This window comes from Anaerofustis sp. NSJ-163 (assembly GCF_024135845.1).
GTDB lineage: Bacteria > Bacillota > Clostridia > Eubacteriales > Anaerofustaceae > Anaerofustis > Anaerofustis butyriciformans.
In genome coordinates this window covers 24,544-37,431 of record NZ_JAMYJV010000002.1, presented here as the reverse complement: position 1 = coordinate 37,431, position 12,888 = coordinate 24,544, and the positions used below count along the sequence as shown (strand labels likewise).

The window sequence follows — 12,888 nt, the reverse complement described above, 5'->3', positions numbered from 1 at the left end:
CCTTTCTTAAATGAATTTTTGTGTACTACATATAAATTCTTTATACGTTTTTGAATTTATAAGAATATCAATATTGTTTTTATCTTTTGTTAAATTATTTATAAATTTGAAAAAGTTTCGTATAAATGTTTTTTCATCTTTTTTTATAGCTAAAACAAATATCATTTTTACTTTAAAATCTCCCCATATAATCGATTGCGGGGTAGTTATAACTCCAATTTTTGTTTCGTTGGAACATGCTCTTATGGGATGGGGGATTGCTATAATTCCGTCTATCACGGTATTGGATAGTTTTTCTCTTTCGATAAGTTTGTTTAAAAAATCATTTTGTACATATCCCTTAAGATACATTGCATTTGAAATTAAAGATAAAGCGTCATTTTTAGTTTTTATATTTAAATTTGGGAAGAACAAATCTTTTTCAAATTTGTTTAAAATATTGCTGTTGTCGTTTGAATTTTGAGATTTTAAATAAATTTTTTCATTTGCCGTTTCTTCAATTAATTCCGCAAGTTTTTGTTGTTCTTCATTTGATAAAACCAAGCCTATTTGCATATACTTTATATTTTTTTTGTCAATTAACTCTTTTTCGACCTTACATGTTGATAAAATCAAATCAGATTCTTCCTGTAAGGCTTCTTGTATTTTATAAACGGGATAATGTCCTATAATTTCTATGTTTGATGAAAATATATTTTTTAGATTTGATATTAATAAATTTGTATAACTTGTTTTTAAATGCGATATTATTATTGTTTTTACTCCGCTTTCACCGTAATGAAGTTTCATTCTTTCGATTGCAGCCGCTATATGAGCGGCTATATAACTTAATTCACTTTCATTTAATGTTATGTTTAAAACTTTTTTAAATATTTCATATATGTGTAAAGAGAGTTCGAATATGAATGTATATTGTTTTTTTATTATTTCCAATATAGGACTTTCCGCTAATTGCTGATATTTTACTCTGTTAATTAAAGCTTGAATATGAAAAGCAAGTCCCGTAAACAATTCATCATCGGTACTTAAATCCAAATTATAGTCATTTTTTATGTTTAGTATTAAAGATTCCACTATTTCTATTATTTGTTTTGAGCATTCTTTTTTTGTTTCACCTGTACTTTTTTCCGTCGGATTAAGTAAATTGACAAATGATAATTTTATTGCTATCTGACATATTTCATTTTGTTTGTATTCGTTTGTTTCGATTTCTTTTCCTATAGTTTTTTCATAAATGTCATTTGATGCTTCATAAAGTTTGTCGTTTTCCTGTTTTTGCTTATCATTTATTGAAATTATTTTTTTGTTTAAATTAAGGCGTATCTGTGCAATAATGATGTATACTGATATATCTGCTATTGCGCTGTCATCTAAATTTAAAGAATACTTTATTGCAATGGATTCTATTATTTTTTTTGTTTCTTCAAAATCGTTGTTTGTGAAAAAATCGTTTGTAATAAATAAGTTTTGTTTTTTTGCATCGTATTTTAGCATTATTATTTCATTTAAAAGAAATCTCAGAGTTGTTTCATTTCCGATAAGTTCTATTCTGCTTTTTTTTCTTCTGATATCGATTGAAGGATAAATGCTTTTTATCATTTTTTTCATGTTTTGAATTTCTGTTTCAAGAGTTGTTCTGCTTATATACAATTTTTCTTCAAGTTCAAATAAATCGACACTGTTTTTTGAGCATAAAAGTATTGTAATTATTTCATAAACTCTTTCATCTTTTTGTTTTTTATATCCTTCATATTGTGAAAGGATGTTATTTAATAATTCTTTATTTTTAGATTCAAGTTTATATCCTTTTCCTCGTTTGGAAATAATCTGACAATTATATTGTTCTAAAATGTAATTTAAAATGCCTATATCATTTCTTACGGTTCTGTCGGAAATTCCCAAGAATGTCGATAACTTTGTTCCCGATACATATTCTTCTGTTATTAAAAGGTATTTAAGCATTTTTCTTTGTCTTGGCGAACAGTAGAAAAGATTCATTAGAAATACCTCCTTTCTCTTATCTTTAATTTGAAAAGTTTTGTTAATTTCTTTTGTTGTAAATTCATTATACAGAATGCTCCTTTTTATTATCAAACTTATAATTTCCGTTTACTTGCGGAAGAAAATAGATTTTTTATTATTTTATTTTTAAATTGGGAAAAACCTTTGTTTAAATTTATATTTTTAATTTATTAATGTGCATTAATAAAAATTATATAAAGATATTGTGAAATATTTTTGTTAATTGCCGTATGTATACGGAAATATTTGGTTTGTATTTTACTTTTATGTTGTTTTATACTTTCTGCAGATTTAATAATACGGAGGTGAATTTTTATGAAAGCAGCAGTACTTAATAAAGCTGAAGATTTGAAAATTATTGATTTGGAAATGCCAAAAGCAAGAGACGGTGAAATTATTATGAAAGTAAAAAGTGCCTTAACTTGCGGTACGGATGTTAAAACATTCAGAAGAGGGCATCCTACAATTCCTTTTGGAGGAAATAAAGTGGCGTTTGGGCATGAAGGAAGCGGGATTGTATATGAAGTAGGAAGTGGGGTGTCAAATTTTAAGGTAGGAGATAGAATAGCTGCACATAACACAGCTCCTTGTCATTCTTGTTATTCATGCAGGGTAGGAGATTATAGTATGTGTGATGATTTAAAACAAATACGAGGAACATGGGCGGAATATGTAAGAATACCTGCCGAAATTGTTAAAGAAAATGTTTTTAAAATTCCAGATGATATGTCACATAAGCAGGCAGCACTGTTAGAACCTCTTTCATGTGCTGTTTATGGTGTTGATTTATCAGATATTAAACTCGGAGATACAGTAGTAGTAAACGGATGTGGTCCGATAGGTTTAATGATGTTAAAATGTGCGAAGTTGAAAGGAGCTACAGTTATAGCCTGTGATTTTACGGATTTAAGACTTGAAACCGCTAAAAAACTCGGAGCCGATATGATTGTAGATTTGAAAAAAGTTGATGATCAAGTCGAAGCGGTAAGAGACCTCACTCCTTATTCAAGAGGCGTTGATGTTGCAATAGAAGCAACCGGAGTTCCCGAAGTATGGGAGAAAAATATGTTAATGGCAAGAAAAGGCGGTATGGTTATGGAGTTTGGCGGATGCAAACCTGGTACAACCATAACAGTAGATACTAAATTACTTCATTATTCTCAGCTTACAATTAAGGGGGTTTATCATACTACACCTAAACATGTAGGAATGGCTTTTGAACTTATTAAAAGAGGAGAATTTCCTGAAGATTTAATGATAAACAAAAGCTTTAAACTAGATAATGCTTTGGAGGCATTATTGTCCCACGCAAACGGAGAAGTCATAAAGAATGAAATTAAAATAGATTAGGAGTTTTTAAATATGATTAAATATAAAGAAATAAGAGAACAAGTTTTAAATGCAGCATTGAGGTCTAATGAGCTTGGTTTGATTCACGGTACATCCGGAAATATTTCCGTTCGTGATAAGGAAGATAATGTTGTGGCAATTACACCGAGTAATATCGCATATGAAACAATGAAAGTTGAAGACATTGCGATTGTGGATATAAATGGCAAGTGGATAGACGGAAATTTTAAACCTTCAAGTGAAACGCCTATGCATACTGCAGTTTTAAGACGTAGAGATGATATAAATGCAGTAGTTCATACACATTCAAAATATGCAACTGTTATGTCTATGAGATGCAAGCAACTTCCTAGAGCAACTGTTCCTTCAAATATGTATTATCCAATAGTTTGCACTACCGAATTTTTTCCTCCTGGAAGTGAAAGGTTGGCCCAAACAGCAGTTGACGCAATAGGTATGGATAATGATGTTACTCTCTTAAAAAATCACGGACTTTTGGCAACTGGATGTGATATTGATTCGGCAATGACTTGTGCAATTTATACTGAAGAATGTGCAGAAATTTCATATTTGGCATCTATTGTCGGATTTGATGATTTTATCAGTGAAGAAGATGCTTTGTATATAAGAAATATTGCAAAAGGAGGAAATGCTGTATAGCATTTATATACTATGAATAATTTTGAATATTATGCCCCTACAAAAGTCGTTTTCGGTAAAAATGAATTTGAAAATTTAGGAAAAGAAGTTGCCATATATGGTAAAAAAGCTTTGCTTGTGGAGCAAAACGGACCTTTGGATGATATGGGTGTATTTAAAAAAGCAATTAAAATAATGAAAGATTCTAATATTGCAGTATTTGAATTAAAGGGTATTGAAAGCAATCCAAAACTTTCTAAGATAGAAGAGGGAATAAAAATTGCAAAGGACAAGCAAATAGACGTTATTGTTGCAGTAGGAGGCGGAAGTACGATTGATACCGCAAAAGCCATAGGTTTTGGGGTAAAAAGTGATGGTGATATATGGGATTATTTTAGTTTGAAAAAGACCATAATCGATACTCTTCCTGTGATTGCGGTTTCTACAATTTCTGCAACGGGAGCAGAAACCTCTATGCATTGTGTGGTTACAAACGATAGAGATTCAGACAATAAAAATTGGTTAAAATGGGCTTTGCATGATGTGCATTTGTTTCCCAAAACAGCCATCATAGATCCTATTCTGTTATCTTCGGTTCCCAAAAGATTGACTGCTGCAGGTATGGCAGATACAATATCTCATATTATTGAAGGGTATTTTGACGGTGCTCCGAACAATCCTATATCAGACAGGATAGGAGAAGGTATTGTATGTACGGTTTTGGAAAATGACAATGTTTTGGATAACTTGTCAGATTTAGATGCAAGAGCAAATATTGCTTGGGCATCTACTTTGGCAATGAGTGGACTTCAGGATTGCGGTCGCTATAATGAGGGATTTCCGGCTCATTGGATTCAACATGCCGTCGGAGCAATGACTGATTCTTCGCACGGTGAGGGGCTTGCTGTTATTAATCCTTCATGGTTGTTTATGCAAAATGAGAAAAATCCTGAAAAGTTTGTTCAATTTACAAAAAGAGTTTTTAACATTGAACAGGGAACAATTTCAGATGAAGAGTATGGTAAAAAAGGTATTGAGCTTTTAAAAGAGTGTTTTGTTTCCTGGGGATTACCTTCGAATTTATCGGAACTTGGAGTAAAAGAAGAAATGATTGATGAAATTGTGGATAAAGTTATGACCAGCAAAGAAACATATGAATTTAATCGAAATGAAGTAAAAAAAGTTTTATTAAATTGTTTATATTAATTTAATATAATATTCTCCTTTAAAATTTTAAGACGCCCAAAGGCGTCTTTTTGATTCGTTCAAAATAAAAACATGTATTATATTATGTTTTAAATTAAATATATTTTGCAATAATAGTATTTATAGCTTTGTTGACTTTTAAATACATATATATTAGTATTAGTTAATAAAGAAAAAGAGGTTTTAAATGTATAATTTAGGAAAAAACGAATGTAAGAAAATTATATTGTTAATAACTTATGCAATACTGTTTTATTATTTTGTAACAAATTTTAGCAGTGTATTAGGTGTGTTAAGTACAACTTTAGGAATTTTATCGCCTTTTATAATAGGTTTTGCTTTAGCATTTATACTAAATAAACCTTTTGTGTTTTTTAGGGATAAAGTTCTTGGGAAACTAGCAGATAAAAATAAGAAAAAAGAAAGACTGGGGCTTAGAGCCGGAATTGCAATATTATTGGTATATTTATTGGTTATCATATTTTTAGTGTTAATATTTTCTTTTGTTCTTCCACAGCTTGTAAAAAGTATTTCTGGACTAATAACTTATATACCTCAATATTCAAAAGAGTTATTTGATACTATTGATAATATGGTAGATAAAGTAATAATAAATGAAACGATGCTAAAGACTATTGAGAAAACAAGTACTTCGATTGCTTCAACTATGAAAACTGTTCTTTCTAATGCGGTACCTGCAATTGTTTCTTTTATTTCAAATTTTGCATCTAACGTTATAAATATTGTTATTGCTGTTATAGTATCTATATATTTATTATTTGATAAAGATCATTTGAAATATCAATATAGAGTTATTGTAAGAGCCTTTTTAAATGAAAAAAATGCAAATAGGGTATTACGTGTTACAGAACTTACATCTAAAACTTTTTCCGATTTTATAGGCGGACAAATTATTGATGCAATAATAATTGGAGTTTTATGCTCAATAGGACTTGCTGTATTAAAGGTTCCTTATGCTTTATTAATCGGTACTATAGTTGGGTTTACCAATATAATTCCATATTTTGGACCTTGGATAGGTTCGATTCCAAGTGTGTTTATTTTGTTTATGGTAAAACCTATGTATGCGATTATATTTATAATATTTGTTGTTATACTACAACAAGTCGATGCAAATATTATATATCCTAATGTTGTAGGAAGTTCTGTTGGGCTTGGAGCGTTATTTGTGACTTTTTCAATTATTGTAGGTGGAGGTTTGTTTGGGCTTGTTGGAATGATTTTAGGGGTTCCTACATTTGCTGTAATATATACATTGGTTAAAGAAAAGGCGTATAAAAATTTAAAGAAAAAGAATATTACAAAAGTATAGTAAACCTTGACAAATACAGGCTAAAAGATATAAAATAGTATTTTAGAAAAGATAAAGGAGATGCATGATATGTTTACAATGATAAATCCCCCTATAAATGAACTTTTAGATAAAGTAGATAATAAATATGTTCTTGCAATGCTTGTTGCAAAAAGAGCAAGAGAACTTTATGAAGGAGACGAACAACTTGTTGACGAACATTTTGTAAATCTTATTACAACAGCAGTTGAAGAAGTATATGAAGATAAGATTGGATACTACTTAATTGAAGAAGGAGACAGAAAATATAGAGTACACAAGAGTGTTGATTTAAACGAAATGTTAAACAATTCTTTATAATTAATACAGGAATAACTTATGATAGCAAATGTTTTGATTGATACCTTAGGTGTGGTAGGAGATAAAATATACGATTATAAAATACCAGATAATTTAATAAAAGATATTGAAATAGGCAAGAGGGTTCTTGTCTATTTTGGTAGAGGTAAGAATTTAATTCCTGCTTTGGTTATAGGTATAAATGAAAATAGTGAATATGAAGAAGACAAAATAAAAGACATAGTAGAAGTTTTGGATGAAGAAGTAATTGTTCATCAGTATTTAATTGATTTGATTAAATATATGAGGGACAATTATTTTTGTACCTATATTGATGCATTAAGATGTGTTCTTCCGTCTTTGGAACAAGTTAAAAGAAAAGAAACTTATTCCTTAATTGAAAATGATAAACAAATAGATAAAAAATATGGGTTAATTATAGAGCTAATAAAAAAGAGAAACTCCCTTGCAAGTTTCGATTATTTAAAGTCAAAACTTAATTTATCCAAAAGTGAATTAAAAGAAGAAATATCATATTTGGTTAAAAAGGATATTATTTCAAAACAAGTATCATATTATATTCAAGAAGAAAAGAGACAAGAAGTTGTTTCTTTAAGCGGAAAATATGAAAATATTGAAGATTATTTGAAAAAAATAAGAGCAAACGCCATAAAGCAAATTAGTGTAATAAAAGCTCTTGAAAAAGGAGAGCTTTATTATGAGAAGTTAACTAAGCTTACAGGTGCAAACAGAAACATTATAACAAAATTATCTGAAATGGAATTAGTTAGGACTTATTTTATAGATAAAGATGATGAATTTGATTTAAGTCTAAAAGAAGAACATAAAGATGTTATTTTAAATGAAGAACAACAAGGAGTATTAGATTCATATTTTAATGAAAAAAATACAAATAAATTTCTTCTTCATGGAGTTACTGGAAGCGGTAAGACTGAAGTATATATAAAAATGTTTAAAGATCAGATAAATAAAGGGAAACAGTGTTTATTTCTTGTTCCTGAAATTGCTCTTACTCCTCAAATGATGAGAAATATATATTATAGATTTAATGGTGAAGTTGCAATTATGCATTCAAAACTTTCCATGTCAAAAAGAATTAAAGAGTGGGACAGGGTACGAAGCGGGAAAGCAAAAATTGTTTTAGGGGCAAGGAGTGCGTTGTTTATGCCTTTTAAAGATCTTGGACTTATGGTTATCGATGAAGAACATGAAAATACTTATAAGTCCTCTCAAACTCCAAGATACGATACAATAGATCTTGCAAATTTTATTTCTGATAAAACAGGTGCAAAACTTGTTCTTGGAAGTGCTACTCCAAGCATAGAAAGTTACTATAAGGCTTTTAGAGGAGAATATAGACTTCTTGAGATGAAGAAAAGAGCTAACGGAAAAGATTTTCCTAAAGTTCATATTGTAGATATGACTGATGAAATGAGAAACGGAAATAGATCTCCAATCAGCCGTTTATTAAAAAAAGAAATAGAATTAAGATTGAAAAAAGGAGAACAAAGTATTCTTTTTATGAATAGACGTGGATTTTCTACATATGTATTTTGTAGAAAATGCGGGTACATAGAACAGTGTCCAAACTGTGATGTGTCACTTACCTATCATGCAAATACAAATTCTTTAAAATGTCATTATTGTGGATATGAAAAAAGTTCTCCAAATATTTGCCCTGAATGTGGAAGTGATAAAATAAAAAGAGCGGGGACAGGAACACAAAAAATAGAGTCTCATGTAAGAAATATGTTTCCGGATGCAAAAATTTTAAGAATGGATTTTGATACGACAAGAAAAGCAGGAAGCATGGAAAAAATACTTTCTGATTTTAGAAATAATAAAGCGGATATATTGATAGGAACGCAAATGGTTGTTAAAGGGCATGATTTTGCAAATGTTACTTTGGTTGGTATACTTCTTGCTGATACTGCACTTAATTTTCCTGATATAAATTCACCTCAAAGGACATTTCAGCTTTGTACTCAAGCCTCAGGAAGAGCAGGAAGAGCAAGTAAAGAGGGAAGTGTAGTAATGCAGACTTATTCTCCTAAGAATAAAACACTTGTTTATTCTTCAATGCACGATTATAAAAAATTCTATGCATATGATATTGATTATAGGAAAAAGATGAATTACCCTCCTTTTTCTGAAATTCTGGGAATATTTATTGCAAATGAGTCGGAAGCAAAAAGTAATGAAGATATAAATTTCGTATATAATAAAATAAAAGAACTTTTAAAAGAAAAACAAAGAGAAGACGTAAAGCTTTATCAGCCTATGGAAGCTTTTATACATAAATTAAAAAATAAATATATTATGCATATACTTTTAAGGTATAATGTAGATGATGAAATAAAAAAAGATATTAGAAAAATTTTTAGTGAAGTAAATAAGGAAATATCTTCAACAATATTTGCTGAGATAAATCCTGTTACTTTATTATAGGAGGAATATATGGCACTTAGAACAATAAGAACAAAAGAAGATGAAATTTTAAGAAAGAAAAGTAAAGAAGTAAAAAAAATTACTCCAAGAACTCTTGAACTTATAGATGATATGCTTGAAACAATGTATGATGCAGAAGGTGTTGGTCTTGCTGCTGTTCAGGTGGGAGTTCTTAGAAGAGTTGTAGTTATAGATATTGGAGACGGTCCTGTTATACTTATAAATCCTGAAATTATAGATAAAAGTGAAAAAGAATACCTTGAAGTTGAAGGATGTCTAAGTGTTCCGGGAGAACAAGGTTTTGTATTTAGACCAGAAGAAGTTACCGTTAAAGCTTTAGATAGAGAGGGAGAAGAACAAATTATTGAAAGCAAAGAAAGATTTTTCTCTAAAGCAATTTGTCATGAACTTGAGCATTTAGATGGAATATTATATACAGATCATCTTGTTGAACCAAGTGAAGAACAAATGAAAGAAATTATAAGACAAAGAAAAATTGAGCAAGAGGACGAAGAATAATGAGAGTAGTATATATGGGAACTCCAGAGGTTGCTGTTAAACCTTTGGAAAAACTTATTGAAAGTAATCATGAAGTTTTACTTACAGTTACACAGCCTGATAAGAAAAATTCAAGAAGAGGAAACAAGGTTATATTTTCTCCTGTTAAACAATGTGCTATTGATAACAATATAGAAGTATTTCAACCTCAAAGAGTAAGTGATGAAGAAAATTATGAATATATAAAATCATTTAATCCTGATGTTATTGTTGTTTGTGCTTATGGACAAATTGTAAAGAAAAATATACTTACACTAGCAAAATATGGAGCAATAAATATTCATGCATCATTGCTTCCTCATTTGAGAGGAGCTGCTCCTCTCCATAGAGCAATTATGCAAGGGGATAAAGTAACAGGTGTTACAATTATGCAAATGGATGAAGGTCTTGATACAGGAGATATGCTTTTAAAAGGTGAAATAGAAATTGATAATAAAATGAATGTAGGAATTTTACATGATAAAGTTGCTTTGCTCGGAAGTGAACTTATAGTTGAAGCTTTAGATAAAATAGAAAAAGGCGAAATTAATCCTGAAAAACAAGATGACAGTAAATCTAGTTATGCAAATAAAATTTTAAAAGAAGATTGTCACATAAATTTTGATAATAATGTAGAAGATATATATAATATGATAAGAGGATTGAATCCTTTCCCTCTTTCATATGTAAACTTAGATGAGAAAAACATTAAAATATATGAAAGTATCATTAAAAAAGAGGAAATAAACGAAAAATGTGGTACAATTCTTTCATATAGTAAAAAAGATAAAGCGATTTTGGTTGCTGCCAAAGATGGTATTGTCGGTATAAAAGAGCTTAAAATGCAAGGTAAAAAGAAAATGGACGCGGCAAGCTTTTATAACGGCAACAGGGATATCATAGGCAAAATTTTTGAATAAAATAAAAAGGAGATAAATATATGTTTTTTAGTTATTATTATGGAGGATATTTTATAATTTTAATTCCTGCTATTATTCTTTCACTTTATGCAAGTATAAAAGTAAATTCAACTTTTAGCAAGTATTCAAAAGTTCGTAATAGCAGTGGGCTTACAGGATATGACTGTGCAAGAAGAATCCTTGATATGAATGGTTTAAGTTATATTCCAATTGAAAGAGTTTCAGGAAATTTAACTGACCATTATGATCCTGGTAAGAAGGTTTTAAGACTGTCTGAAAGTGTTTATGATGTGGCTACAATATCGGCAATAAGTGTTGCTGCTCACGAATGTGGTCATGCAATTCAACATCAACAAGAGTATGCGCCTTTAAGCATGAGAAATGCTATATTCCCTGTTGTTAATATAGCTTCATATGCTTCATGGGTATTTATTTTACTTGGAATAGTGCTTAGTTCATTCTCATTCCTTGTTCCATTGGGTATAGTTTTATTTGCAGCAACTGTTGTATTCCAACTAATTACATTACCGGTTGAATTTGATGCAAGTAACAGAGCTGTAAAAATATTATCTCAAACCGGAATGGTATTTGGTGGAGAAGCTAAGGCTGCAAAAAAAGTTTTAAGTGCTGCTGCTCTTACTTATGTTGCTGCTGCTTTATCTGCAGTTTTACAACTTCTTAGATTAGTTTTAATTTTTGGTGACAACAGATAAAAATAAAATAAAGGAAATAAATTTATGGCGAAGAACATTAAAATCTCACCTTCAAGAGTGAGTGCGTATAAAGTATTAAATGAAGTATTTTTAACCGGTGCATTTAGCAATATTTCTCTAACAAAACATTTAAGAGCAATAAATATTGAAGCTGACAGAAGACTTTGCACAAATATAGTTCATGGTGTAATAAAAAAATTTAATAAACTTGAATATATTTTGTCAAAGTTTTCAAAAATGCCCGTAAATGAACTTGATGAAAGAGTTAAGATAAGTATTTATATAGGTTTATATCAAATAGTATACCTTGATAAAATTCCAGAATATGCCCTTGTAAATGATAGTGTTAATTTAGTTAAAATGTTCGTAGGTAAAAAAGCTTCCGGCTTTGTAAACGGGATTTTAAGAAATGCTTTAAGAAAAAAATATGAATTAAAAGAAATAACTTTTAGTGATTATTATGATATAATGAATTATGAATATGGATTTAAAAGAGCTTTGGTTGAGAAGCTCTTATTGTCATATAGTAAAGAAGAACTTCTTTCGTATGCAAAATTTTCTATGTTACCTCCAAGTCTATCTCTTAGAGTAAATAATTTAAAAACAACAAGAGATGAACTTATTGAAAGATTTAATATAAAAGGTTTTGAAACAAGAAAAACTTTTGTTCCTGAAGGGGTTGAAATTACATCTTCTCTTAATGTTACGTTAACAGAAGAGTATAGAAAAGGACTTTTTTCTATTCAAGATAGTGCAGGAATGCTTGTTTCATATGCATTAGATGCAAAAGAAGGTATGAGTGTTCTTGATATGTGTTCTGCTCCTGGCGGTAAAAGTATGCATACAGCAGAAAAAATGAACAATAAAGGAAGTATTATATCTTGTGACATATATAAAAAGAAACTTGAAATAATGGATTTTAGAGCAAAACAGCTTGGTATAGATATAATAAAAGTAAGAAAACAAGACGGAACAAATTTCTGTGAAGAGTATGTTGATAGCTTTGATAGAATAATTTGTGACGTGCCTTGTTCTGGGCTTGGAGTAATTAGAAGAAAGCCGGAAATTCTAAAATATTATTCAAATGAAAAAATAGATGAATTAAAAAATATACAATATTCAATTTTATCAAATGCGGTAAAATATTTAAAAAAAGACGGAATTTTGGTTTATTCGACTTGTACTATAAATAAAGAAGAAAATGAAGATATATTAAACAAAGTTTTATCTGAAAATGAAAACTTGGTTTTAGATTCCATAAATCTGCCTTTTGAATTTGAATATGATAAAGAAATGGCAAAAAAAGGAATATTAAACGTACAAGGAGATAAAAATAATACAGATAGTTTCTTTATTTCAAAAATAAAAAGAATTTAATGGG

General features: G+C 29.5%; 11 protein-coding genes. 10 read left to right on the top strand and 1 reads right to left on the bottom strand.

Annotated elements, in window-relative coordinates:
• Nucleotides 1–6: 6 nt before the first annotated feature.
• The gene (locus M6G78_RS02415; RefSeq protein ID WP_138268862.1) at nt 7–1,998 is read right to left on the bottom strand and encodes a transcription antiterminator; all 1,992 of its coding nucleotides are present in this window, start codon (nt 1,996–1,998) and stop codon (nt 7–9) included.
• A 339-nt stretch (nt 1,999–2,337) separates the two neighbouring features.
• Between M6G78_RS02415 and M6G78_RS02410 the strand changes: the two genes are divergently transcribed.
• From M6G78_RS02410 to rsmB, 10 genes are all read left to right on the top strand, one after another.
• The gene (locus M6G78_RS02410) at nt 2,338–3,372 is read left to right on the top strand and encodes a zinc-binding dehydrogenase (RefSeq protein ID WP_138268863.1); all 1,035 of its coding nucleotides are present in this window, start codon (nt 2,338–2,340) and stop codon (nt 3,370–3,372) included.
• A gap of 12 nt (nt 3,373–3,384) precedes the next feature.
• Entirely contained in the window at nt 3,385–4,032 is a 648-nt protein-coding gene (locus M6G78_RS02405; RefSeq protein WP_207734411.1) for a class II aldolase/adducin family protein, read from the top strand.
• A gap of 12 nt (nt 4,033–4,044) precedes the next feature.
• Nucleotides 4,045–5,217, top strand: a complete 1,173-nt coding sequence (locus tag M6G78_RS02400) for an iron-containing alcohol dehydrogenase (protein ID WP_253229518.1) — start codon at nt 4,045–4,047, stop codon at nt 5,215–5,217.
• Between the two features lie 187 nt (nt 5,218–5,404).
• On the top strand, nt 5,405–6,550 hold the full coding sequence (locus M6G78_RS02395; protein WP_253229517.1) for an AI-2E family transporter: 1,146 nt from the start codon (nt 5,405–5,407) through the stop codon (nt 6,548–6,550).
• A gap of 69 nt (nt 6,551–6,619) precedes the next feature.
• Nucleotides 6,620–6,889 carry a DNA-directed RNA polymerase subunit omega gene (rpoZ, locus tag M6G78_RS02390; RefSeq protein WP_243112222.1) on the top strand — a complete coding sequence of 90 codons (270 nt, stop codon included), beginning with the start codon at nt 6,620–6,622 and terminating at the stop codon, nt 6,887–6,889.
• Nucleotides 6,890–6,907: 18 nt separating this feature from the next.
• On the top strand, nt 6,908–9,337 hold the full coding sequence (gene priA, locus M6G78_RS02385; protein WP_253229516.1) for a primosomal protein N': 2,430 nt from the start codon (nt 6,908–6,910) through the stop codon (nt 9,335–9,337).
• 9 nt (nt 9,338–9,346) lie between these two features.
• Nucleotides 9,347–9,856: a peptide deformylase gene (gene def / locus M6G78_RS02380; protein WP_253229515.1), complete on the top strand. Its 510-nt coding sequence runs from the start codon at nt 9,347–9,349 to the stop codon at nt 9,854–9,856.
• Complete coding sequence (gene fmt / locus M6G78_RS02375) at nt 9,856–10,794, top strand: methionyl-tRNA formyltransferase (protein WP_138268868.1); 939 nt, start codon at nt 9,856–9,858, stop codon at nt 10,792–10,794. The genes def and fmt overlap by 1 nt, the downstream gene beginning before the upstream one ends.
• Nucleotides 10,795–10,814: 20 nt before the next feature.
• Entirely contained in the window at nt 10,815–11,507 is a 693-nt protein-coding gene (locus M6G78_RS02370; protein WP_138268869.1) for a zinc metallopeptidase, read from the top strand.
• A 24-nt stretch (nt 11,508–11,531) separates the two neighbouring features.
• Nucleotides 11,532–12,884: a 16S rRNA (cytosine(967)-C(5))-methyltransferase RsmB gene (gene rsmB, locus M6G78_RS02365; protein ID WP_138268870.1), complete on the top strand. Its 1,353-nt coding sequence runs from the start codon at nt 11,532–11,534 to the stop codon at nt 12,882–12,884.
• Nucleotides 12,885–12,888: the final 4 nt, after the last annotated feature.